The sequence below is a fragment of the Flavobacterium phycosphaerae genome (assembly GCF_010119235.1).
Taxonomy (GTDB): Bacteria; Bacteroidota; Bacteroidia; order Flavobacteriales; family Flavobacteriaceae; genus Flavobacterium; species Flavobacterium phycosphaerae.
The window spans coordinates 2,395,461-2,419,193 of record NZ_JAAATZ010000001.1; the positions used below are offsets into that span (position 1 = coordinate 2,395,461).

21 protein-coding genes are annotated in these 23,733 nt (G+C 34.9%); 5 read left to right on the plus strand and 16 right to left on the minus strand.

All coding sequences use genetic code 11. The features are described 5' to 3' along the window. Window positions 1-8: 8 nt before the first annotated feature. Window positions 9-884 (minus strand): class I SAM-dependent methyltransferase, encoded by an 876-nt coding sequence (locus GUU89_RS10665; RefSeq protein WP_162127893.1) that lies wholly within the window; start codon window positions 882-884, stop codon window positions 9-11. A gap of 54 nt (window positions 885-938) precedes the next feature. Then, window positions 939-1,262, minus strand: a complete 324-nt coding sequence (locus tag GUU89_RS10670) for a YbaB/EbfC family nucleoid-associated protein (protein ID WP_162127894.1) — start codon at window positions 1,260-1,262, stop codon at window positions 939-941. A gap of 124 nt (window positions 1,263-1,386) precedes the next feature. Between GUU89_RS10670 and GUU89_RS10675 the strand changes: the two genes are divergently transcribed. Together GUU89_RS10675 and GUU89_RS10680 are read left to right on the plus strand one after the other, a co-directional pair. Further along, a complete protein-coding gene (locus tag GUU89_RS10675; protein ID WP_162127895.1) occupies window positions 1,387-3,450 on the plus strand; it encodes a S9 family peptidase in 2,064 nt (687 codons plus the stop codon). A gap of 79 nt (window positions 3,451-3,529) precedes the next feature. Then, window positions 3,530-4,570: a PLP-dependent cysteine synthase family protein gene (locus tag GUU89_RS10680; protein ID WP_162127896.1), complete on the plus strand. Its 1,041-nt coding sequence runs from the start codon at window positions 3,530-3,532 to the stop codon at window positions 4,568-4,570. Between the two features lie 130 nt (window positions 4,571-4,700). Here GUU89_RS10680 and GUU89_RS10685 read toward each other — a convergent pair whose 3' ends face one another. Further along, complete coding sequence (locus GUU89_RS10685) at window positions 4,701-7,964, minus strand: zinc-dependent metalloprotease (protein ID WP_235922022.1); 3,264 nt, start codon at window positions 7,962-7,964, stop codon at window positions 4,701-4,703. Window positions 7,965-8,604: 640 nt separating this feature from the next. On the opposite strand from GUU89_RS10685, the gene GUU89_RS10690 reads away from it, so the two are divergent. From GUU89_RS10690 to GUU89_RS10700, 3 genes are read left to right on the plus strand one after another with little or no spacing between them, the layout of a single operon-like run. After that, complete coding sequence (locus GUU89_RS10690; RefSeq protein WP_235922023.1) at window positions 8,605-9,198, plus strand: TetR/AcrR family transcriptional regulator; 594 nt, start codon at window positions 8,605-8,607, stop codon at window positions 9,196-9,198. A 60-nt stretch (window positions 9,199-9,258) separates the two neighbouring features. Further along, window positions 9,259-10,146 (plus strand): NHL repeat-containing protein, encoded by an 888-nt coding sequence (locus GUU89_RS10695; protein ID WP_162127898.1) that lies wholly within the window; start codon window positions 9,259-9,261, stop codon window positions 10,144-10,146. A 5-nt stretch (window positions 10,147-10,151) separates the two neighbouring features. Next, window positions 10,152-10,619, plus strand: a complete 468-nt coding sequence (locus tag GUU89_RS10700) for an acyl-CoA thioesterase (protein ID WP_162127899.1) — start codon at window positions 10,152-10,154, stop codon at window positions 10,617-10,619. Between the two features lie 337 nt (window positions 10,620-10,956). On the opposite strand, the gene GUU89_RS10705 is transcribed toward GUU89_RS10700, so the two are convergent. From GUU89_RS10705 to GUU89_RS10765, 13 genes are all read right to left on the minus strand, one after another. Then, entirely contained in the window at window positions 10,957-11,448 is a 492-nt protein-coding gene (locus GUU89_RS10705; protein ID WP_162127900.1) for a DNA-deoxyinosine glycosylase, read from the minus strand. Window positions 11,449-11,492: 44 nt separating this feature from the next. Continuing rightward, window positions 11,493-11,696 carry a hypothetical protein gene (locus GUU89_RS10710; protein WP_162127901.1) on the minus strand — a complete coding sequence of 68 codons (204 nt, stop codon included), beginning with the start codon at window positions 11,694-11,696 and terminating at the stop codon, window positions 11,493-11,495. A 309-nt stretch (window positions 11,697-12,005) separates the two neighbouring features. Then, window positions 12,006-12,305 carry a hypothetical protein gene (locus tag GUU89_RS10715; protein WP_162127902.1) on the minus strand — a complete coding sequence of 100 codons (300 nt, stop codon included), beginning with the start codon at window positions 12,303-12,305 and terminating at the stop codon, window positions 12,006-12,008. A 17-nt stretch (window positions 12,306-12,322) separates the two neighbouring features. Next, entirely contained in the window at window positions 12,323-12,775 is a 453-nt protein-coding gene (locus GUU89_RS10720; protein WP_162127903.1) for a hypothetical protein, read from the minus strand. Window positions 12,776-12,946: 171 nt separating this feature from the next. Beyond that, window positions 12,947-13,759: a hypothetical protein gene (locus GUU89_RS10725; RefSeq protein ID WP_162127904.1), complete on the minus strand. Its 813-nt coding sequence runs from the start codon at window positions 13,757-13,759 to the stop codon at window positions 12,947-12,949. 265 nt (window positions 13,760-14,024) lie between these two features. Next, window positions 14,025-14,741, minus strand: a complete 717-nt coding sequence (locus GUU89_RS10730) for a LytR/AlgR family response regulator transcription factor (protein WP_162127905.1) — start codon at window positions 14,739-14,741, stop codon at window positions 14,025-14,027. Between the two features lie 10 nt (window positions 14,742-14,751). Further along, entirely contained in the window at window positions 14,752-15,069 is a 318-nt protein-coding gene (locus GUU89_RS10735; protein WP_162127906.1) for an Hpt domain-containing protein, read from the minus strand. Continuing rightward, window positions 15,056-17,758: a PAS domain-containing protein gene (locus GUU89_RS10740; protein WP_162127907.1), complete on the minus strand. Its 2,703-nt coding sequence runs from the start codon at window positions 17,756-17,758 to the stop codon at window positions 15,056-15,058. Before GUU89_RS10740 ends, GUU89_RS10735 begins: the two co-directional genes overlap by 14 nt. A gap of 31 nt (window positions 17,759-17,789) precedes the next feature. Next, window positions 17,790-18,203 (minus strand): response regulator, encoded by a 414-nt coding sequence (locus GUU89_RS10745; protein ID WP_162127908.1) that lies wholly within the window; start codon window positions 18,201-18,203, stop codon window positions 17,790-17,792. Window positions 18,204-18,360: 157 nt separating this feature from the next. Beyond that, the gene (locus GUU89_RS10750) at window positions 18,361-19,383 is read right to left on the minus strand and encodes a PAS domain S-box protein (protein WP_162127909.1); all 1,023 of its coding nucleotides are present in this window, start codon (window positions 19,381-19,383) and stop codon (window positions 18,361-18,363) included. An 11-nt stretch (window positions 19,384-19,394) separates the two neighbouring features. Continuing rightward, entirely contained in the window at window positions 19,395-19,820 is a 426-nt protein-coding gene (locus tag GUU89_RS10755) for a response regulator (RefSeq protein ID WP_162127910.1), read from the minus strand. A 6-nt stretch (window positions 19,821-19,826) separates the two neighbouring features. Further along, window positions 19,827-22,889 carry a PAS domain S-box protein gene (locus tag GUU89_RS10760; RefSeq protein WP_162127911.1) on the minus strand — a complete coding sequence of 1,021 codons (3,063 nt, stop codon included), beginning with the start codon at window positions 22,887-22,889 and terminating at the stop codon, window positions 19,827-19,829. A 268-nt stretch (window positions 22,890-23,157) separates the two neighbouring features. After that, entirely contained in the window at window positions 23,158-23,595 is a 438-nt protein-coding gene (locus GUU89_RS10765; RefSeq protein WP_162127912.1) for a response regulator, read from the minus strand. Window positions 23,596-23,733: the final 138 nt, after the last annotated feature.

Consider the following 23,733-nt stretch of genomic DNA (forward strand, 5'->3'; position numbering starts at 1 on the left):
AAGAGCTCTTAAAGTAAGAACTCTTTTTTTGTAGTTTTATTTTTTAAAGGAAATTGATAGATAATCAATTGTGAACGCGAAAAGGTGTTGTTGATAAATTTAGGCAGTAAGCGCTCCATTTTGAAGGCCAAACGTCTAAACTTGCGGGCAAAATTGCCATAAGGTAATAATCTGTAATACCTTTCGATACTTCCAAAGCAGACTATCTCTGTTTTTTTGAAATACTTTTCCCCTATATCTCTATAGGTTTTTGATGAATCATCTCTTTCAGGATGCGGATCTTCTTCTTTCCATAGTTTGAACTTTTTTCGTTGTAAACTTGATGGTCGTTTGGAGACGGGTACCATGTAGCGCAAACTATCTAAAAATTTGCTATTTATGGCTGGTTCAAAATAACGCACTAAGCCCTCCGGTTTTAATATTTTTACAATTTTTTCGGTAAAAAGAATTTCTTGTTCATTGGTCAGATGATGAACAAAAGCTTTACCAATTACAATATCGAAGAAATTATCAGGGAAATCACTTTCCAAAAAATTACCATAAACAAACTGTATTGGTCTTTCAAATGGATAGTTTTTATTCAGTTGCTCTATGATTTTACCGCTCACTTGCGAAATGTCATTGGCGTATACTTCTGCACCAAGGACACTCATTATGGCAGCGTTCAGACAATCGCCACATCCCAATTCAAGTACTTTTTTCCCTTTTAAATCTTGATCGAAATTGTTATGATACAGCCCAACCCAACTGGCGTCAGTAACTTTAGCATCAGCAAGAAAATGGTCTAAATTGTTGAGTGCGTTTATGGTATATGTAATGTCAACGTTTTCATAAATGGCATCAAAATGTTGTTCGTTCTTTAGCGTATTTTCTTTGAGGTTCATATTATTGGCTTTAGGTACTTATTCTAAATAAGTTTTTAAAAGTAATTGTTTTTTTTATAAAAATTTGTCCATCCCCGGAATATTAGGCATTCCGTCTTTGGCCACTGCTGCCAATTCTGTTTCATTTATAGAGGTTGCTCTTTCAATAGCTTTATTGAGTACTAGAATCAAATAATCCTCCAGTTGCTCTTTGTCGGTTAACAAACTTTCTTCCACAGCAATGTGTTTTATCTTTCGGTTAGCTGTTAGTGTTACTTTCAGTAAACCATCATTGCTTTGTTCATCAATCAAAACGGTATCTAATCGTTTTTTGGTTTCCTCAATTTTTTGTTGGGTTTCTTTTAGTTTACCCATCATACCCATAATATCTCCAAACATATTTTTTAGTTTTAGTGTGACAAAAATAGCAAAGATTTGTTAATTTTTAAGTGTATAACTTCATATTGAAACTATAAATAAAGGCAGTAGAATGGTTATTTTTGTAGTTAATAAACACCATTTCATGCCCGAAACATTATTACTTCCACCGGTAGCTGACAGTATTCCACATATTTTGGAAAAGCACGGTCACAGCCGTACGGATAATTATTATTGGTTAAACCAAAAAGAAGATCCTAAAGTTATTGATTACCTGAATAAAGAAAACGAATACTATCGTCAGGCTACGGCGCACACAAAAGATTTTCAGAACAGTTTGTTTGAAGAGATGAAAGCTCGTATCAAGGAAGACGATGAATCGGTGCCTTATTTTTATAATGGTTATTACTATATCACCCGGTTTGAAAAAGGGAAAGATTATCCGATTCATTCGCGCAAAAAAGGAAGTTTACAAGCTCCGGAAGAAATTTTATTTGATTGTAACGAAATGGCCCAAGGTCACGCTTATTTCAACTTAGCCGGTTTGAGTATCAGTGAGGATAATATTTGGGCGAGCTATGGAGTGGATACGGTTTCCAGAAGACAATATGTTATTCAAATCAAGAATTTAGTGACCGGGGAAATACTTCCTGTAAAATTAGAAAACACTACTGGTGGCACCACTTGGGCCAGTGATAACCAAACCCTTTTCTATTCCCGAAAAGACGAGCAAACTTTGCGTGCAGATAAAATTTATAAGCATAAAGTTGGTACTGAAGCTTCGGCGGATACTTTGGTTTATTTTGAAAAAGATGAAACTTTTGATGTTTCGGTATATAAATCTAAATCGAAGAAATATATCATCATTAATTCGAGCAGCACTTTGACTACTGAGTATCAAACGGTATTTTCAGCCACGCCTGATGCGAAGTTCAAAATGTTTCAAAAAAGAACCCGCGGGTTAGAGTATTCGATGTCGCATTTTGGAGACCATTTTTATATAGTGACCAATAAAGACAAAGCCACTAATTTTAAGTTGATGAAAACACCTGAAAACGCTACTTCAAAGGAAAATTGGGTAGATGTTATCGGACATCGTGAGGATGTTTTATTGGAAGATATTGATATTTTCAAAGACTATCTTGTTGTGGCTGAAAGATTCAATGGGTTGAACAATATTCGCATTATGCCATGGGATGGAACAGGGGAGTACTATTTGCCTTTTGATAGTGAAACTTACACTGCTTACACCACTACCAATCTTGATTTTGATACCGAAATCCTTCGCTATAGTTTTCAGTCGTTAGCTGTTCCGTCATCGGTCATTGATTTCAATATGCGAACTAAAGAAAAAACAATACTCAAAGAGCATGAAGTTCTTGGCGGGCAATTTGATAAAAATAATTATACTGAAGAGCGTCTTTGGGCTACCGCAAAAGACGGGACTAAAGTACCTATATCAATGATTTATCGCAATGGCATAAAGAAAAACGGAACCAATCCCACTTTGTTATACGCTTATGGTTCTTACGGAGCTACTATGGATTGTTATTTTTCATCAGTTCGATTAACGCTGCTTGATCGAGGTTATATTTATGCTATTGCACATATTCGCGGCGGAGAAGATTTGGGCAGGCAATGGTATGAAGACGGCAAATTATTGAAAAAGAAAAACACCTTTACCGATTTTATAGACTGTTCTCAATTTTTAATAGACACTAAATACACTTCTGCTAAGCATTTGTATGCTGAAGGAGGTTCGGCCGGAGGACTTTTGATGGGGGCTGTAGTGAATATGGCACCATCTTTGTATAATGGAGTCATCGCTCAGGTGCCGTTTGTGGATGTAGTAACCACTATGTTGGATGATACGATTCCATTAACCACAGGAGAATATGATGAATGGGGAAACCCGAATGTGAAAAAATATTATAACTATATGCTTTCCTATTCGCCTTATGATAATGTAGTAAAACAAGATTATCCGAATATGTATGTGTCAACCGGATTGCACGATTCACAGGTACAGTATTGGGAACCAGCCAAGTGGGTAGCCAAACTTAGGGTTTTAAAAACAGATACTAATCAGCTGTATTTAGATACCAATATGGATGCAGGACACGGTGGTGCTTCAGGGAGATTTGAAGCCATCAGAGAAATAGCCAAAGAATACAGTTTTTTGTTAGATTTAGAAGGAATAAAAAGATAGTTTAAAATATTTTATTAAATTTGCAAAGTTATAAAGTCCGTAAAAACGACTTGTTAATACGCCTTGACTAATTTATTTTATGAAAGAAGATATAAAAGCTCACGATAATGTATTAAGTTTAATAGGGAATACTCCACTAATTAAGCTTAATAAAATCACCGAATCTTTACCAGGAAATTTTTACGCTAAGGTTGAAGCTTTCAATCCTGGTCACTCTACCAAAGACAGAATTGCATTATATATTATTGAAGAAGCTGAAAGACAAGGAATTTTATCTCCGGGTGATACTATTATCGAAACGACTTCGGGTAACACCGGATTTAGTTTGGCTATGGTTAGTATCATTAAAGGTTACAATTGTATCTTGGCGGTAAGTTCAAAATCTTCTAAAGATAAAATAGATATGTTACGCAGTTTAGGTGCCAAAGTTTATGTGTGCCCTGCTCATGTTTCTGCTGATGATGAACGTTCATACTACAACGTAGCAAAGCGTTTACACGAAGAAACTAAAGGTTCAATCTACATCAATCAATATTTTAACCAATTGAATATTGATGCCCATTACAAATCAACCGGGCCGGAAATTTGGGAACAAACTAACGGAAAAGTTACCCACTTGATTGCTTGTAGTGGTACCGGTGGAACCATTTCGGGTGCTGCTAAATATTTAAAAGAAAAAAATCCGAATATTAGAATTTTAGGAGTGGATGCTTTTGGTTCTGTATTGAAAAAATACCACGAAACCAAAGAATTTGATGCTGATGAAATCTACCCGTATCGTATAGAAGGATTAGGGAAAAACTTAATTCCAACAGCTACTGATTTCGATTTGATAGACCATTTTATGAAAGTGAATGATGAGCAAAGTGCTCACACTACACGTGAAATAGCTAAAAAAGAAGGATTGTTTGTAGGTTATACATCGGGAGCGGTAATGCAAGCCATTAAGCAATATGCTGAAGAAGGTGAATTTACCGAAGAAAGTAATGTAATTGCTATTTTTCCTGACCATGGATCTCGTTACATGAGTAAAGTATTCAGTGATGATTGGATGAATGAGCAAGGTTTTTTTGACAGTATCAACGCTGAAGAAGCCCAAAAAGTAGAATTTATCAAATAAGTTTTAAAACAGATAAAAAGAAAAACTCCGAGTACCACTCGGAGTTTTTCTTTTTATATTATTCCTGAATGATGTAAAATAAAAACAGCCGCAATACTTATGGCTGTTTTTTAATATTTAATCTAAGGGTTTACTGTTTGATAAAACGTTTTACCACAGTTTGTCCGTTAGCAGTTAGTTCTAATAAATAAACTCCTGTAGTTAGATTGCCAACCGTAATATTCCCGTTATCAATTTTTCCTATAGTTACTTGTTGTCCTAATGAATTCAGAATTCTATAGTTTCCGTTTGTAACCATTGAAAGTGACATTACATCGCCTTTTAGGGGATTCGGATACATTTTAATAGTATTCAAATCAGCAGTAGTATCAGCAGCAGGTCGACTTCCTAATCCTCCACAAGTATCAGTGGCAAAAGAATCCCATTCACCTGCTAAATTGAAAGTAGTATTCGGAGATAAAACCGTTGCTTTTCTGCGTAAAGTAACATCTATAGCAAAGTTGGCTGTTCCTCCATTAAATGTTCCTATGATATCAATCAACACTCCGTTTTTAAATAAACCGACAGCATCATTCCCATTGAAAGTCAATTCAGCACCAGCTGAAGAAACATTGGCCGTAGCTGTACTGTAACAAGCAATATTAATGGAACTGTTTACCAAAACAAATTTAGCACCGTTGTTTAATGTTCCGGTTAAAGTAATACCTGTGCTCCATGCGTCGGCTCCATTGGTTTGTTTTTTTACTGTGTAAGCAGATAAACTAACAGCGCTTCCGGTATTATTGGCAATTTCTAACGCTTTATTGTTGGATGAACCTTCTATATATTCAGAAAATAATAAGTCAGTTGCATTACTCGAGTTAGCTAAAGTAGTAACGTTTGCTGTATTACTTGCCACAGATATATTTCCTGCAGCGTCCTTTGCTTTTACCGTAAAAGCATAAGCTGTTGAAGCAGTTAAACCGGTCACAGCAAAAGTAGTAGCTGTGGTAGTTGAACCTATTACGGTCGCTCCCTGATATACATCATACCCAGTTACGGCTACGTTATCAGTAGCGGCAGTCCAAGACAGATTGGTTGTAGTTTGTGTCGTCCCCGAAGCTGTTAAGCTGGTTGGGGCAGTTGGAGCTGTTGTGTCAGTGGCGGCTAAAGTGGTTACATTAGCAGTGTTACTGGCTACTGAAATATTACCGGCAGCGTCTTTAGCTTTTACTGTAAAAGTATAAGCTGTTGAAGCAGTTAAACCTGTTACAGCAAAAGTTGTAGCCGTAGTAGTCGAACCTTTTAAAGTAGCTCCCTGGTACACATCATATCCGGTTACAGCTACGTTATCAGTAGCGGCTGTCCAAGATAGGTTGGTGGTAGTCTGAGTAGTTCCTGAAGCGGTTAAGCTTGTTGGTGCGGTGGGAGCTGTAGTGTCGCTTGAACCTGCTGTGATAGTGAAGTTGGTATTTGATACATCAAAGAAAATATGATTAGTACCTTTTACCATGATTCTATTAGTGGTTCCCGGGGTATTCGGAATCGTAACAGCTTGTGTTCCATCATTTGGTGTTGCAGCCAATAGGGTAGACCAAGTGGTTCCGCCGTTTGTTGAAATCAAAATATCAACATTGGCACAATTTACACCATTAGCTGTAGTTCCGGCCACAGCCCAAGTGATAGTTTGAGTTGAATTTCCAACATATGAAACGGCTGTGTTAGGGGCAGTTACACTAAATGGCCCTGCTGTTCCGTTAACTGTAATAACTGTGTCGTCACTATTGTTTCCTGAACCACCGGCTCTGTTATCGCGAACCGTTAATCGGAAATTTAATGTTCTGGCAACAGAAGATAAAGCTTCCACTGTGATTTCAGAACCAGCCGTAGTAGTAGCTCCGGTTAATACCGAAGACATTTTAGGAAAATACCTTGTTGGGGATGTTGTTGGATTATAGGATCTGTAATTTACTCCTGTTGTTTTAGTCGCGCTTGGTGCAGCAGCGGTGCTTTGTGAATTAAATTGTTCCCAACAATAAGTTAGTGTATCACCATTTGCATCTGTACCGGTTCCGGTTAACATAAACGGAGTGCTTTTTGGAATGGTGTAATCCAAGCCGGCATTGGCAGTTGGAATAGCATTTCCTGTGGCTGTATTGGTTTGACAAGTTGTTGTCTTAATATAATTGGTTACTTGTTGTATGCTAACCGAATGAAAGTAAGGGTCGGAGTGAGGTTGCACATCTAAAGTGGTGATACCGGCATAGCCCATAATAGTTGAGCCTGAGCCCGGTTCCATTTGAACTCCTGTCCCTTCGTTGCTATGGGTAAAGGTATGATTGGCACCAAATTGATGACCCATTTCATGAGCCACATAGTCGATATCAAAGTTATCTCCCGATGGTATGCCATCACTTGGCGAAGTATAACCACTACCTTTATAATTAACAGGTGATGTTATGCCGCCAACAACCTCAGTGGTCATGTCATTACTACATACACATCCTATACAACCTGCATTTCCGCCTCCACCGGTTGCTCCGAAAAGATGACCAATGTCAAAATTAGCATTGCCAATTACGGAACTCAATGTGTTCATTAATTGTAAATTCCAATTATCCAAACCTGAAGCTGGTGAATATGGATCAGTTGAAGCACTGGTATAAATAACGGAATCTGTATTAGCAATCAATATCATTCGGGCAGAGAAATCTTTTTCAAATACTCCGTTTACACGAGTCATGGTGTTGTTAATAGCTGCCAAAGCTAAAGCTTTAGTTCCGCCAAAATAAGTGGTATATTCTCCTGTAACCGACATAGCCAAACGGTAAGTACGTAATAAAGCATCGTCAGCATTAGGTCGGGCCAACATACTGTTGTCGTTACTATCGTTATGTGCTTTTTGAATTAATTTACAATCAAATTTATCCAATGAGGCCACTTTATCCGTTTTGCGATATACAGCATAGGCACTTAAATCGGTTGTAAATGGTTCTATAAATTCAGCCGACTGATCGGCATGTACTACCATAGTTTCCAGCCCGAGTGGTGATACACTAAAATAGATAGTTGACGTAGGGGTGTCTATACCTTGTCCGATATAGGATTTAATTTCTGGGTATTTCGCAGCTAAAGCAGGTTCCATGTTTGATGATTCTTTAATGCGGTACCGTTCTAGCACTCCATCTGAATTTGGAAATGATACAACAACAGTTGAATTTCCAGAAGTAAATCGATTGGGAGCGTTCACTAAAGATTGCTTTAATTCTGCAATGTTCAGTTCAAATAATTTAGGACTTCTTAGGTTTTTTTTGTTGGCTACAACAACAGCATCTGCTTTTTCTGAAGTAGGTTTCCATGGATCTTTTTTCGTTTGAGCCCAAGAAAACCCGCTGATAGCTACAAGTGCTACCATGAGTAATTTGTTTTTCATACTTATAATTCGGTTAAATTAGTTGCGTCAAATATAAGTTTTTATTAATAAGTTTTATGAATAAAACTAATATCCTTGATGAATGTTTAATAAATTGTGAAAATTGTTAAAAACTTATTATTTTGATTGAGGCTAAAAGGTATAATTGCTAATGACCTGTAAAGCTTATAGTTTTCGGTACTTTTTGTCAGCAAAAAAAACGTCCCGATGTACCGGGACGTTTTTGCTTCTGCCGAGAAAGCTTCAATGTTATCTGTTAGGACCAAATTAGTTTTTTGGTGAAAGTCTTCTTCTCTTGACTAAATAACATTGCTTTTACTATTACGAAGATGACTCTTTTTATGCTTTGGCGTGTTATAGAATTACGGACAAAAATTATACAATTCCCATTTCTAACTAGTTGAATGTTTGTTAATAAGATTTTAATAAGCTTTTGGATTGCGTATTATTTTAATACAAAAATTAAATACTTTTAAGTATGTGAAATTGAATTGTATTTGTAATTTTCATAGTGAATGACAGCCTCTGTTTTCGGGATAATACAGAGGCTGTTTTTTTATTTTATGAAAAATATACTAATCGGTATATTTAATTTATATCTTTGTTTTATAATAACAATAAAATGATTTCTAAAGCCGACCGTACCAAGCAATTTATTATCGAGAAAATCGCACCTATCTTTAATTGCAAAGGATATGCTTGTACTTCACTCAGTGATATGATTATGGCTACCGGACTTACAAAAGGGAGTATATACGGCAATTTTGAAAACAAAGATGAGGTAGCTTTGGCAGCTTTTGATTATAATTTTCAATGTGTAGTTTCACATATTCGAAGTAAAATGGAAACCCGCTCTTCGATTATTGATAAACTGCTGGTATATCCCGAAACTTATAGAAACTATCTCCAACTACCTTTTCTTCAAGGAGGGTGCCCAGTGTTAAATACCGCCATCGAAGCTGATCATACTCATCCTCAACTGAAGTCAAAAGCTGCCAATGCGATACAGTTTTGGCGCGGCTCTATGGAACGACAACTGAATGAAGGTATTGCCTCAGGTGAAATCAAATCTGATATTAATATCAATGAAGTGTGTACAGTGATTATTTCATTAATACAGGGCGGTGTGATGCAGACCAAAGTAACGGGTAACACTATGGCTCTTAAAAGTGGTATGGATTATTTAGAACGTTTGATCAAAGATTTAAAGCAATAAAAAAATTTATAAAAAAATATACCAATCGGTATATAATTAATCAATTAAAACCTAAATAAAATGAAAAAGTTGGTAAAAACATTCCTTCTGGGAAGCCTAGTAGTGGCTACTGCTATTCAGGCTCAAAGCATCAAAACCATTAAAGGATTTCAACACGTTGAAAGTGTGGTGAAAGAAGGACGTTATCTTTATGCTGCGGATATTGGCAAAGCCTTAACTCCCGATGCCAAAGACGGAGATGGGAAAGTAAGGAAACTCGATGCCAATGGAACTGTGTTAGATTCTGCTTTCGTAAAAGAACAGCTAAATGCTCCCAAGGGACTAGCCGTTGATAAAGGGGTTTTATTTCTTACCGACATTGATCGTTTGGTAGCCATTGAACTAAAGACGGGTACTAAATTATATCAAATCGATTTTAGCACAGTGACACATTTTCTGAACGATATTGCGGTATGGGACAGTAACACGCTCTATGTTTCCGCAACCGATACCAACAAGTTGTTCAAAGTGAATCTTATCAATAAAGCGTTTACCGAAGTCATTATTGATAAACCGGTTCAAGGTATCAATGGCTTATTTTGCAACAAAAAATCAAGCCTGCTTTATGTAAATGGATTGGGAAGCAACAACAAAGCTAATGGTGTACTAGGCTTCATCAATCTGAAAGACAATACTTTCACACAATTGGCTACTGCTGAAGGATTATACGATGGACTGGCTGTAGTAAATGAAGTTTTATATGCCAGTAATTGGGTAGCTTTTGAAAAGAAAGGGATACTGCTTTCCATTCAATTGTCTAACCATCGCATTAATCGATTGCCATTATTCGAACCCATAGCCGGCCCTGCTGATTTCATTATTAATGGAAACACTATGATAGTACCGGCAATGCTCACAGGAGAGCTGCACTTTATCTCAATTGATACTTCACTAACCCAAAAACTATAAACAGTATGACAACTACACCCACATCGGTTTATACCGTTCGCTTTAGCGACTGTGATTTGTTCGGACATTTAAATAACGCTCGTTATATTGATTATTTTTTAAATGCTCGCGAAGATCACCTGAAGCATTACCACAATCTTAATTTAGAAGAGTTTTACCAAAACAATATAGCTTGGGTAGTAGGCGGACACGAAATTGCTTACCTGCGTCCGGCCTTATACAATGAGACAATAACCATACAATCAACTTTGCTCAAAGCTGATACCGAATACCTTTTGGTCGAAACCCAAATGAAAAATGAAAACCAAAATCACCTAAAAGCTATAATGCGCACCCGCTTTGTGCCGGTAAACACTAAAACAGGAAGAAAAATTCCGCACGAGCCTTCCTTTATGGAGTGGGCTAAAACCATTGAAAATAGGGAAGTAGCTGAATATACTACCTTGCAGGAAAGAATAGAGCAATTAATATAGTAACAAAAAAACCGAGACTCAGTAAGCCTCGGTTGAAATAAAATCCAAAAAACTATAACCTAATAATTGTTTGAATTTTGACAGGTTTTTTTTGGGGAAGCAATACTGAATACAGTTGGTAATAGGGGGCTATATTCAGTATTGTTTCAGAGACTTTTAAGTTTTGGGCTAAAAAGGGTATATGGTATCGTAATGGTCTAAATCAATTTGCTGACATTATTATGATACAAATATATGTCGTTGATTATAAGTGTTTTAATAAAATAAGACGATAGGAATTTTGGTATAGATAAACGGTATAAAATGTTAGATGAGAGGGAATTAAGTCTTTTTTTTATTAGAGTAAATTACCCTGAAGTATTTCCTGCCATAGTGCTAATTTCTTATCAAGTGGCATCCCGGCATGAGCAGGACTCGTAGAAGGTAGAATGACTAAAGTATAATTTCTTTCAACAGAAACATACTTTTTAAAGTATTTTGCCGCAGCTTGTCCGTTAAAAAAGATGTGAGTAATAGCAGGATGGTTTTTTAGGAAATGGTTAAAATCATTAGGCACTTCTTTTACAATAGCACTATCCAAACTGCCCGAACGCTCACATGCCTGCAGTACATCCCACAAGGCAATGTTATTTTTAAGTAACATTTTTTTTCGGATTTCATAATCAGTTGTAAATTCTTCCTGAAACAGAGTAAACATTATCTTCCAAAAGTGATTTTGTTGATTGCCATAGTATTGCTGCATTTGTAATGACTGTATTCCGGGCATAGTGCCTAAAATCAAGGTTTTGGCATCGGGAGTGGCAAGGGCAGCAAAGGAGGTAATAGTCATAATCCAAAGATACACTTTTGATTATTCATCTCTCATCATAAAGGTTACAAGACTTTGAAAGGAGCTACTATCTCTGCCGCTTTATCTTCTTTAGTTACTATTGAAGCATCTTTTATACTTTCGGGTTTAGTAATTGGCTGTAGTGGTGGTGCAACTGATTTTTTGCTTGATAGTTCTGTCTGTTGCAGTATCCATAGATTTGTTATTATTACTATGAAAAGGAGGCTTAGTGTATAAGATGTTTTCATGATTACTGTTTTTAAGTAATAATACTGTTAGGCTAAGTTCTTTATAATGAGTTGAAAAGGTGTTACAGTATTTTTTGTATAAGTTTTAAAATTTACATCCTGTCATAAAAAAACCGCCTCGATTTAAAGAGACGGTTTTAAAAATGCTTTTTAATTTTTTCAACTAATCAAATTGAGGTTTAAGTCGTAGTATATAGGGTTTTCTCAATTTATAACAACTTAAATGATAAAGAAACAGGCAACTCAAAGTTCAATTTATAACCCTTAAATCGTATGCAACTTGTACTGCTAAGCAGTTGGTTGCCTGTTTTATTCTTTTATAGTATCCTGCAGGCTAAATTTCATATGCAGAATTCTGTTTTTGAAAGCAGCAGCATTGTTCAGACTCTTTTTGTTAAATGAGAATTCAATTTGTTCTTGATTATCCAACACAATAGTAAAATCATAATCATTACTTTTAAAATAGTTTAAAAAATAATTCAAGTCTTGTTTTTTCTTACTGATTTTTACTTCAACAATAGCATTCAACGAAATGGCTTGATGCTTTAGTTTATAAAGCAATAAGTTACTTTCATTTATAATCCCAAATTTTGATTTGTAGACTCCCATTGCATTGTAATTTTTGTCTAACTGGCTTGTTGGTATTGTTTGTTCTTTTTAATTTTTCTCTTGATTAAAGAGATAAGTTCGCATGCCTGATCTTTACAAGCGGCATTTACATGTATAGAAGTAAAGTTATGATTTGATGTTATCAGGAAAATTTCATAACGATAACTTTTCTTAACCAAAGAGTATACTAACAACATTCCGGAGAACAGAAAAAGTGGAAGCTTATAATTTTGTTCTAAATATTTTTCCAAAAAAACAGTGGCCGTTGCAAAAATGCAGGAAAGCATGAATAAGAAAGAGTTGTTTTTTATGTTTCGTTGTTTTTTGAAATAAATTCTTCTAATCTCGCTGATGTCAAATTGTACTAATTCGTCATTTTTGTTCAGGTAAATACGATTCTGAAATAGTAATCCAATAGTGTTAAAATGCTCTAAATGATTATCTTGTGGGCTGTGGAAAATAGTGTTCATGAGGTAATATATTTTTTTGTGCGACAGATTGCATGGTAGTTTTTGATAGAGGGCTTTTAGCTAAGATTTAGTTTAAAAACCGTCCCGATTTCTCGGAACGGTTTAGTGTCAAATAAATAAATAATATAATAAACCACCCTTGAATTTCCTCAAATCTGAGGGTTTTCTTTGCTAATAAAGCCATTTTTTGACAGCGGTTTTGCCGTCTTCTGTTGTGGCTCTAATAATTATTGCTTGTTGCGTAATGTTAAGATTGTTGATAGTAGTTTCAGCAGCGTGAACTTTTTTGTTTTCATATAATACCTGGCCATTAATTGTATAAAGCTGTATGGTATTTAACATAGTATCTCCTGATTTTATAACTACGGATTGATTAGCAGTATGATAAACTTCAAGCGTGCTGGCTGAGAACTCGTTAGTTACAGTTCCTAAAGATGAGGATGCTGTGGCATAGGTTAACTCAAAGCGATTGTTATAACTACCGCTGCTACTGGTAAAAGTATAGTTTCCTGTTTTTAGATTAGTATATGTATTGGTTAACTTGTCGTGCAGGTAAACGATAAATGTTGAGGAGGTAAAAAAGCCATCCATATGATCAATAGCAAAGGTATAAGTTCCGCCTTGAGAGGCTGTAAAACTTAAAGGGACCACATCATTAACAGAAAAAGGGAGCCCTTTGAATTGGATAGCGTATCGGGTATCTCCTATAAGTGAAGCTAAAGCGACTGCACCATCATTCCAATAAGCACCGTCATAACCGTTATCATAACCGTCAGTGGCTCCTGTACGGTAACCAAATAAGGTTTGTGAGAAGGCACCATTGGTATTGGTTACATTTAGCCAAACACGGTTGGTTTCTGCAAAATATTTTGATTTAACAGTTGATACAGTAGCCGCTTGCATTTTAAAAGCACCAATAACAACAAGTAAAAACAGTTTGATGCAACGTGTTGATTTCATCTGATTTTGAGTAATTGTTTTCATGACATTAGGGGTTAAGTTATGATACTAATTCGGGTTTGTTATAGCAAATCTATTACAAATGGTTCTGCAGGTTTTTCAAATTCGGTTGAGTATCGCTTTTCTGTAGACGAATGGTTTTTTTTGAAAGACAAAAGGTGTTTTTTATCGATATAATGCTTGTTTATAGGGTTTTGGTATCGATAATACGCATAAAAAAAGAGTAAACTAAGTTTTGGTTCCTAGTTTACTCTCGGGCTTTGGTACTATATAAATTTAAGCTACTTGACTACAATAAATTAAGTCGTTTCATTAACTCGGGTTTATTACCTCGACTTACCGGAATCACATCTTTACCAATTAACACACTGTTGTCTTCGATGTCAATAATTTTTTTGGTATTGATGATATAGGAGCGATGGATTTTTAAAAACAGGTTTTTGGGTAATTTCTCTTCAATTTTTTTCAGGGTGGTGTGTACCGTATAAGAATTGGTATCCGTTTTAATACTAATGTAATCTCCTTTGGCTTTGATTATCGTTATGGTTGGAATATCAATTTTAATCAAACGGTTACTAATATTGACATAAAACTCATTGGTTTTGTCAGCAGGCATTTTATCATCAACAAGTGCGCCTTCTTTTTTGGGAGTATCTACTCGCCAGTTTAATTTTTGCATGGCTTTTTCAAAACGCTCTTCGGTGATTGGTTTTACCAGATAATCAACTATACAATCGTATTCAAACGCATTGATAGCAAAATTTTTATCCGAAGTAATCAGGACAATTTTTGGCGGATTTTTGATGGTGTTTATGAAATCAAAACCGGTAAAATCGGGCATGTGTATGTCAAGGAATACAACTTCTACTTCGTTTTTATTTAAGTATTTAATGGCTTCTATGGCGTTAGAAAATTCTTCTACGACAGTAAGTTCGGTATGTAATGAAATCATTTGAGCTATTACCGCTCGGGCCATCATTTCGTCATCTATAATAATACAATTCATATGCTTTGGGTTATAGGCAGTTTACATAATGCTGCATTAAAGTTAGTGTTTTTTCAAATTCAATTTGTAAATCTTTTCTACTATTGGGTTCCGATTTTTCATATTCATCGGCTAAATGATAACTGTTTTCAAGCCCTAAAATAGCTATTTTATTTTTTAATTTATGAATGCAACCCATTGTTTGTGACCATTTTTTGAGATGCAAACTCACGTAATAGGCGTCAATTTCTATAGGCAATTCAAATTTCAGGATGTTGATAAAATTTTGTTTTATCACCTTATCATTTCTTGAAAGTTTTAAGATGTATTCAATATTAGGCTTTTCCATGATGCTTTGGTAGTTTAATGAAGAAAGTAGTGCCAACTCCTACCGTACTTTCTATCCAAATATCGCCATTATAATTGTTAATTATTCGTTTTACAATGGCAAGTCCAATCCCGGTTGCTTTTTCTTCATCTGAAAAAGACTGAAATAAATCAAATATTTTGGCTTGGTATTTAGTGTCAATTCCTTGACCATTATCTTTGATAGAGAAAACATAATCTTTTGCATTTTCTACATATGATATTTCAACCAGCCCTTCTTTTTTATCTATATAATTGACGGCATTACTGATTAAGTTTTGAAATAATTGTTGCATTCTGAAACGGTCCGTTTCCAGTGTTGGTAATTTCTTTTTAATCGTTACTGCCACATGTTCAGGAATATGAATAATGGTAATGCAGTTTTCTACTATTTCATTTAAGTCTATTTTTTCTGTAATTTCTTTGCTGGAATCTACTTTTGAATACATCAAAATTCCCTGAATCAGGTTATCCATTTTTTCAACCTTGTCTTCAATTAATTCAAAATAGCGGTTGGTTTCTTTATTAAACAACTTTTCATTGTCTTCTTTGATCCAAGTAATCAAGGCATGAATACTTCGCAAAGGAGATTTTAAATCGTGGGATACCATATGCGCATATTCATTTAGGCGCTCGTTTTGTATTTCTAATCGTTTTAGTAATTGTTCTTTTTGATGCTCCAGCTTTTTTTGTTCGGTAATATCTAAATGAATACCAATAGAACCTATGATTTCCCCATTTACGTTATAATTGGGGGCCCCACTGATAAGCCAATGCTTTTCTTCACCGGTTTTGATGTTAACGGCGATTTCATAGGAGTTTGAGAGCCCGTCAGACCGATCTTTTATCTTTTCTTCAAAAATGGCTATGCTTTGCTCGTTTAAAAATAATTCAGAGGCTTTATGTCCCAGCAATTCATCAGTGGTGTAGCCACTCATTTCGGCAAATGACTGATTGGCTAATTTAATAATATCATGACTATCGACCTCCAAGAGTCCCATATTCATATTGGCAATAATATTGCTGTACTTTTCTCTTTCGGCTTCCAGACTTTCCCGGTATTTTTTCTTGATGGTTACATCTTCATAACTCCACAAATAACCGTCTAATCGTTCTCCTTTGTAAATAGGTATAAACGTTCTTTCGAGTATGCGGCCATCGGTAAGTTCAACTACTTCAGCAATAACAATTTCTTTTTGCTCTAAGGTTTCTTTAATTCGGGTTAAAAATTGATCCGGATTTTTAAAATAATCTTTTACTCCCACAGCTATCATCTCGCAATCCAATCCTTTGAGCACTTCAGGATCGGCATCTATTTCAAACAAAGAACAGAATTTGGTATTAACCAATAGTATTTTATTATGATCACTTTCAAACAAAATTCCGGATTGCAGGTTGGCAATCAAAGTATTTAATCGGTTTTCGGATTCTATAAGTTGTTGACTGAATTCTTTTTCAAAGGAAATATCTTCTTGTATAGTGAAATATTTTTTAATCTTACCATACTCATCGTGTAAGGCCTGTCCTTGAATGCGGACCCAGTATTTTTGTTTGGATTTGGTATAATTTATAATCTCACAGTAAAAAGGTAATCCGTTTTTGATTTGCTCATTGAGATAATTTATGGTTTTCGAATCAGTTTCCGGGCCGTGTAACAAAACATCTGGTCTTTGTTTTATTACTTCTTCTAAGGAGTATTCGGTTAGTTCTAAAAAACTCGAATTCACCCATTCAATTTTTCCATCTTTATCTGAAATGAGTACAGGATTACTGTTTTTTTCAGCTATAGAGGAAAGTAGTACTAATTGTTCTTCTCTTTCTTTTTCGAGCGTGACATCTTCAATAATAGCAAAGTACTGTAATACTAAGCCTCGAGAGTCCAGAATAGGTTGACCTGTTATTTTGGAACGGAAGGTTCCTTTTTGTTTTTTGGTATGTATGTATTCAACGTCAAAAGCTTCTCCTTTATAAAAGGCATCAATCATTTTATAAATCTCTTTCTTGTTGGATAATTTGCCTCGGCCTACTTCAATCAGTGATTTACCGATAATTTCATCTTTTGAAAATCCGGTAAGATATTCAAAGGCTTCGTTGCACCAAAAGATATCGCCTTGCGGATAAGTAAAAACCACACCATTTTTATTGGCACTGGCTACCAGAGAGAGTTTGTTTAATTCGTCTTTATCAATTTTGAGTTGCTTTCTTTGCTTATCAATAGTTTCGATGAGGTTTTTTAATTCATTGTTGTTTTTTTCTTGGTTGTTTAAAACATGCAGTATATCTAATAATGAATCGTGGTAAGCAAAATCAGTAGCTTCCAATTTTTTATTGTCAACTTCTTCCAAAGACATGAACCAAGGCGATCCAATGAAAAGAAATCCGTTGGCTTGTTGCTCAAACTGGCCTCTTAATGTTATAGCATTAAATCCTTTAGAGGTAAGTACTATTAACTGATTGAGGAGTGATTTGAAATTTTCGGGGGTAACGTTATCTTTAAAAGGTCTGACTATCGTAAAATAGGTTGTAAACGATTTATCTTCCTCCAATTCAGGCATTATTTTAGCCATACTGTTCCCAAAACTCTTAATTGTCAAATTCTCGTCAATTAGGATATAGAAGGGAAAAATATGATTTAAAGTAGGCCCCGTAAAAGTAAATTGTAAGTCAGCCATAAAATACCTTTGCTTTGAAAAACGATTAATTTTATTCCGTTATCAATTCATTACAACTCCAATACTCCAATAGTTTTTGAATTTTAAAAACATAGTCCTCGTATTTCAGAGGTTTTAAAATATATCCGGCAATGCCAATTTTGTAACATTCTTTCACATCCTTAAAATTGCTGGAAGTGGTTAAGATTATAGTTGGAATATATTTTAATAAAGCATCATTTTTTAAAATGGTTAAAAATTCTATTCCGTTAAGTTTTGGCATGTTCAGGTCTAATATTATGATGTGCGGCAAATTATCCTTTTCTTTTAAAAGGGATAATGCAGTTTCTCCGTTATTGGCTTCAATAATTTGATGTGTTAATCCCAATGCGGATATGACTCTGTTGAATTTCATAATTTCAATGGAGTCATCTTCAATGAATAGTATTTTTAATGTTTTTACCATTAGATTTTGGGAGTTATTCTATTACAAAAATATTTTAATGGTGTTGAGTTTGTTCTTAATTTCGTCTGACAGTCGTTAGCTATAGTTGAATAACGTAATAATGTAGACGAGTGGTTTATATTAGCAGATGAATGAAAAAAAATACTGATTTGGTTTTCTACTTTTTATTTAGGTTTATACCTTCTGATTTTCTTGAGATGTCTTTAATAATTATGTCTAATTCTTCTGCCGATTCTAATAGGTGCGTTAATAGTTTTTCATTGTCATTATCATCGATGCCGTAATTTTTGATAATATCTATTAAACTCATCATTCGAGCAAGCGGTGCTCTAACCACATGTGATTGTATCCAGGCAATTTCTTTTAGTTTCTCATTTTGCTTTTCGATGGCGTCAATATAAGTAAATCGTTCGGTGACATCATTAGCCAATATAATTCGACCTGTTGTATTTTGAAAAGGCAGGGTGTTACTTTGAATTTCAACATAAATAATTTCACCGTTTTTCTTTTTGTGCCTGAAGGTGCCCATAGAGTAGGAGCCTTTGGTTTGATTAAGAAATTCTACTCTTTCAATTAACTCCGGAATGTCTTCTTCAGGTCTGATGTCTTTAATGGTCATTCCCAAAAACTCCTGTAAAGAGTATCCATAATGCTTTTCTGCAGCTAAGTTTACATCTAAAAACCGGAGTGTTTCAATATCGTAAACCCACATAGGTTGTGGGCTCAAGTGAAACAAATCGCTGTAGCGTCTTTCAGAGGTTTCGAGTTGTAATAGTGTTTTCTTTCTCTCGATATTGTAAACAATACTTTTGTATAAAGAATTCGAATCCAATTCATCTTTAATCAGGTAATCAGAAACCCCAAGGGATAAGGATTTAATTCCAAAATTAATATCCGAATAACCCGTTAAAATGATTAGCGGAATTTCATGACTGAGCTGTATAATTTCGGTAATGAGTTCTTCACCACTTTTATCCGGTAATGTTAAGTCTAATAATATTAAATCACATTTGATGTTGCTATCCGTTAGTATGGTCTTAGCATCTTTAAAATTTTTTGCCCATGAAATTACAGGTGACTCAAAACGCTCTTCCAAATAGTCTACAATGAGCGTGTAATCGCCTAAGTTGTCCTCAACAATCAGAATTTGATAGGGCTTATGATCTTTAATAGGTTTCATACTAGTTTTTTTTAAGGAAGTTGTACTACGCTAATCCAGAAACTTTCTATTTTGGCGACTGCTTGCATAAATTCATTGACATCTACCGGTTTGGTGATAAAACAATTAGCGTAATGATTATAAGCTTCAATTATATCTTTCTCTGAGGAGGAAGTGGTAAGCATAATAATAGGAATGTGCCTGAAATTTTTACTGTCTTTGACGTATTGTAATACTTCATGGCCGTTTTTCTTAGGCAAATTAATGTCGAGCAAAATCAGGTTAGGCACTACCGCATCTTGAAAAGGGGGCTTTTGGTTTAAAAAATCTATAGCCTGTTTATCGTCTTTAGCAACACTTACTTTATTGATTATTTTGCCTTCTGCTAAAGCTTCAGTAGTTAAAAGAATATCTCCTTCGTTGTCTTCTACCAGTAAAATGTGAATGGGTCTCGTCATAATATTTTATTTTTTAGGAATAGTAAAAAAGAACGAGGTTCCTTTTCCTTCTTCTGATTCTAGCCAAACATGACCTCTTAGATTTTCAATAATTTTTTTTGTAATCGCGAGTCCCATACCGGTTCCCGAGTATTCTTCCTTGTTGTGTAAACGCTGAAAAATGATGAATATTTTAGTAAAATACTCTTTGTTGATACCAATGCCATTGTCTTTTATTTCGAATCTCCATGCTGTGTTGGTTTCCTGACATGAAATGGTAATGATTGGATTTATTCCCGGCGCTGAATATTTGAGTCCGTTGCTGATTAAGTTTTGAAAAACTTGTTTTATCGGAGCGGAATGCGTCCTTATTTTGGGTAAAACTTCGTTATTTACTGTTGCTTTCTTTTCTTCAATTTGTTGATAGTACAAAAGTTTGATTTCTTCCACTACTGAGTTCAAATCAACTTCTTCCAGTTTGGTTTCGTATTTACCTATTCTTGAAAACTCTAATAAATCCAGTATAATTTGACGCATTCGTTTGGCTCCGTCTACGGCAAAGAAGATGTATTTTTTACCTTTATCATCCAATACGTCTTCGTATTTCTTTTCAATTTGAGAAAGAAAACTGGTAACCATTCGCAGCGGTTCCTGTAAATCATGTGAAGCAACATAGGCAAATTGTTCCAGTTCTTGATTGGATATGGCTAGCTCTTTGACGTGATTTTCTAACGATCGATTTATTTTTTTGAGTTTAGATTCGGTCTTTTTTCTTTCGGTTATATTTTTAAAATAGATCGTCAATCCCATTATGGAAGGAAAGGCATTCAATTCAAACCAATTTCTTGTTATTTTAGAATACACCTCAATTCTGATCGGTTTATTTTGAGCCTTGGCTTTATAAAATGCGGTGTGAATTTTTTCAGAGATACGGCCTTCATACAACTCCCAAAAGTTTCGACCAATCATTTCGTCTTTAGTTTTACCGGATATCCTTTCGGCTTCTTTATTCCAATAGGTTATATTCCATTGGTTATCAAGCGTGTAAAATCCATCTTGTATACTTTCCAGAGTTTCTGAAAGTAGCTGTGTCGTTTCTATTATTTTTTGTTCCTGATTTTTTCTTTCAGTAATATCAGATCGTATGGCTACATATTGATAAGGTTTACCATCTTCGTTTAAAAAAGGAACTATGGTGGTATCAACCCAATATGGGGATCCGTCTTTGGCTTTGTTTTTTAACTCACCTTTCCATACTTTACCTTTAGCAATAGTGGTCCAAAGCCGTTTTATAAATTCTTTCGGATGGTAACCGGAGTTAATGATGCGATGGTCTTGACCCAATAATTCTTCGCGGTCATACTTGGATATTTTACAAAAATTATCATTCACGTGAGTGATAATTCCCTTTTGGTTGGTAATAGCCACTATTGAGGATTCATCAATGGCATATTTATAATCGGATATTTCTTTTAATCGTTTTAGTAATTCTTCTTCAACAATTTTTTTCTCGGTTACATCACGTTCAATAGAAATCCAATGGGTATATTCTCCTTCGGCATTAGTTACCGGATTTAGAGAGAGTTGTACCCAATATTCTTCACCCGTTTTGGTATAATTGATGATAGTTACCTCGCAAGGTTTCCACTCATCAAGAGATTTGTAAAAACGTTCTAATTCCTTACTGTCGGTATTAGGACCTTGTAATATTTTGTGTGTTTTGCCAATAATTTCTTCCTGAGTATAACCGCTCATGCGGGTAAACGATTCATTAACATAAACAATTTTACGCCCTCCATTTTTAGAAGGTTTGGCTTCTTTTATAACTACGGCATCATTGGTATTGGTAATTACCGATTCTAACAGTTTTAATCGCAATTCTTCTTCTTTTCTCTTGGTAATGTCCTGCATGGCTCCGATGATTCGTATAGCTTTGCCTTTAGTATCCCGAATTACAATTCCTTTGTTAATTACATAAGCGTACTGACCATTACTTTTTTTGTATCGGTATTCTTCAATCCAATTGGTTTTGTTGCTTTTAACTGTGGCATAATAACTGGCCGTTATTTTTTTAATATCCTCCGGATGTATGTTTTGAGTCCAAGCAATACTTTCATCTTTCAGTTCGGACAACTTGTAGCCGAATATTTTTTCAATACCATCACCCCAATAAATTTTATCTTCTATTAGGTTCCAGTCCCAAATGGCATCAAAAGTAGCTTTGGTTACATATTCAAATCGTTTCAGCGCTTTTTCAACATCTGAAGTTCGTTCTTGTACACGTTGCTCTAATTCTTCGTTTAGTAATTTAAGAGCCTCTTCTGCTTTTTTGCGCTCTGTAAAGTCTCTGGCGATACAATAGAGTTTTCCGGTAACGTTATTGGGAGTAGCATTCCAATCTAACCAAATATACTCACCGTTTTTTTTGCGGTAACGATTAAAAAAATGAATTACCGTAGCTCCTGATTTTAATTGACTATAGGCTTCCATTGTGTTGTCGATATCATCAGGATGCACAAAATCAATGAAGGGTTTTGCGATTAGTTCGTTTTCAGAATACCCTAAAATTTTATTAAAACTACAATTGGTAATTTCAAAATAGCCATCAGTATTGGCAATACAGGAAAAGTCATTACTGTTGTTAAAAAAATATTCAAACTCTTTAATCTGTTTTTGGGCGGTTATTTTTTCTGTAATATCTCTTACCGTATGGATTATGAATTTTAATTGCCCGTCATCATTCAACAAAGGAATATTTTCGGGTTCCCAATATTTTATTTCAAAAGCGGATGTTCCCCGAATAGGAATATCATACTTTTGAATGTCCATTTTATGCTTAAGTTTTGTTTTAATAACCGTCTGCAGCGATTGAGATAAGTTTTTGACGCCATCTGCCTTAGGGTCGTTATCATTGTCCGGAAAAGCTTCAAAAATTCCTTTTCCTATTAAATCACTACTTTTTGAATTGGTAGCTTCAAGATAAGCCTCATTTACATCAACGATGGTAAATTTTGGAGCATCAGGAGATAGTACCAAACTGGGAGTTGGTGAAATTTTGAAGAATTCAAAAAGCGCCTTTTTTCCAATCATAATATTAGTATAATATAAACCGGCTTCTTTCTCTGAAAAAAAAAGAAATATTAATAATTTACTATTAATGGAGGCATTTTGTGGTTTTCCAAAGTTAACTTTTTATTTTGAGTTTTTATATGATTTTACTGTTAAAAAATCACTTGAAAGTAATAAAAAGTTGTTTTTTGCTCATTTCTTGGGAGTTACCAATTCTTTATTTGAAATAAATCCCGATAAAAAGTCAAAGCTATATCAAGTTGTGTAAATGTAAATGTTTTAAAGAAAATTACAGGAAATAAGTTTGTCTGTTTCCTTCAAAACCGTTGGATGTAAAATGAGTATCCACAAAGGTGCTGATGACCTTTTTAAGTCTCGAAAAATCATAAGGTTGGTTGATAAAAGCATCAGCTCCTTCAGAAAATATAGCGTTGGTATCTTTTAAAACTGAATTGGAATCATAAACGATTAGCGAAGAATTCTTAAAGCTGTCCAAGTTTCTTATTTTTCTAACTTCATCACTGCAATCAATGTTGGTATCCAGAAAAATGATATCCGGTTTAGTCTCGTGTGATTTTGCAGCATTGGTCACCGCTTTTTCTAAACAGTAGTAATCTCCAATATGGCAAAACCGGTCTAATTTGGATAAGGCGTTTTTAAACACAATTCGAGTTTCGATATTATCACCTATCAGCAGTACATTAACGGTATTTTTTTCCGTTCCCATAGTAGTTTACTTAAAGAGTTTTCTTTTATTCGGACAAAACTAAAGGACAGCTCTTTATAAAAATATGACGGTAGTCAAGAATACTGTTTTTTTGAAAATACCAAGTATTATGTCCCTGATTGTAGTTAAATTTTGATG

Bases quoted from the DNA above. Each gene is read 5' to 3' on its own strand.
- GUU89_RS10665 (WP_162127893.1), bottom strand. From the start codon at position 884: ATGAACCTCAAAGAAAATACGCTAAAGAACGAACAACATTTTGATGCC.
- GUU89_RS10670 (WP_162127894.1), bottom strand. From the start codon at position 1,262: ATGTTTGGAGATATTATGGGTATGATGGGTAAACTAAAAGAAACCCAA.
- GUU89_RS10675 (WP_162127895.1), top strand. From the start codon at position 1,387: ATGCCCGAAACATTATTACTTCCACCGGTAGCTGACAGTATTCCACAT.
- GUU89_RS10680 (WP_162127896.1), top strand. From the start codon at position 3,530: ATGAAAGAAGATATAAAAGCTCACGATAATGTATTAAGTTTAATAGGG.
- GUU89_RS10685 (WP_235922022.1), bottom strand. From the start codon at position 7,964: ATGGTAGCACTTGTAGCTATCAGCGGGTTTTCTTGGGCTCAAACGAAA.
- GUU89_RS10690 (WP_235922023.1), top strand. From the start codon at position 8,605: ATGATTTCTAAAGCCGACCGTACCAAGCAATTTATTATCGAGAAAATC.
- GUU89_RS10695 (WP_162127898.1), top strand. From the start codon at position 9,259: ATGAAAAAGTTGGTAAAAACATTCCTTCTGGGAAGCCTAGTAGTGGCT.
- GUU89_RS10700 (WP_162127899.1), top strand. From the start codon at position 10,152: ATGACAACTACACCCACATCGGTTTATACCGTTCGCTTTAGCGACTGT.
- GUU89_RS10705 (WP_162127900.1), bottom strand. From the start codon at position 11,448: ATGACTATTACCTCCTTTGCTGCCCTTGCCACTCCCGATGCCAAAACC.
- GUU89_RS10710 (WP_162127901.1), bottom strand. From the start codon at position 11,696: ATGAAAACATCTTATACACTAAGCCTCCTTTTCATAGTAATAATAACA.
- GUU89_RS10715 (WP_162127902.1), bottom strand. From the start codon at position 12,305: ATGGGAGTCTACAAATCAAAATTTGGGATTATAAATGAAAGTAACTTA.
- GUU89_RS10720 (WP_162127903.1), bottom strand. From the start codon at position 12,775: ATGAACACTATTTTCCACAGCCCACAAGATAATCATTTAGAGCATTTT.
- GUU89_RS10725 (WP_162127904.1), bottom strand. From the start codon at position 13,759: ATGAAAACAATTACTCAAAATCAGATGAAATCAACACGTTGCATCAAA.
- GUU89_RS10730 (WP_162127905.1), bottom strand. From the start codon at position 14,741: ATGAATTGTATTATTATAGATGACGAAATGATGGCCCGAGCGGTAATA.
- GUU89_RS10735 (WP_162127906.1), bottom strand. From the start codon at position 15,069: ATGGAAAAGCCTAATATTGAATACATCTTAAAACTTTCAAGAAATGAT.
- GUU89_RS10740 (WP_162127907.1), bottom strand. From the start codon at position 17,758: ATGGCTGACTTACAATTTACTTTTACGGGGCCTACTTTAAATCATATT.
- GUU89_RS10745 (WP_162127908.1), bottom strand. From the start codon at position 18,203: ATGGTAAAAACATTAAAAATACTATTCATTGAAGATGACTCCATTGAA.
- GUU89_RS10750 (WP_162127909.1), bottom strand. From the start codon at position 19,383: ATGAAACCTATTAAAGATCATAAGCCCTATCAAATTCTGATTGTTGAG.
- GUU89_RS10755 (WP_162127910.1), bottom strand. From the start codon at position 19,820: ATGACGAGACCCATTCACATTTTACTGGTAGAAGACAACGAAGGAGAT.
- GUU89_RS10760 (WP_162127911.1), bottom strand. From the start codon at position 22,889: ATGATTGGAAAAAAGGCGCTTTTTGAATTCTTCAAAATTTCACCAACT.
- GUU89_RS10765 (WP_162127912.1), bottom strand. From the start codon at position 23,595: ATGGGAACGGAAAAAAATACCGTTAATGTACTGCTGATAGGTGATAAT.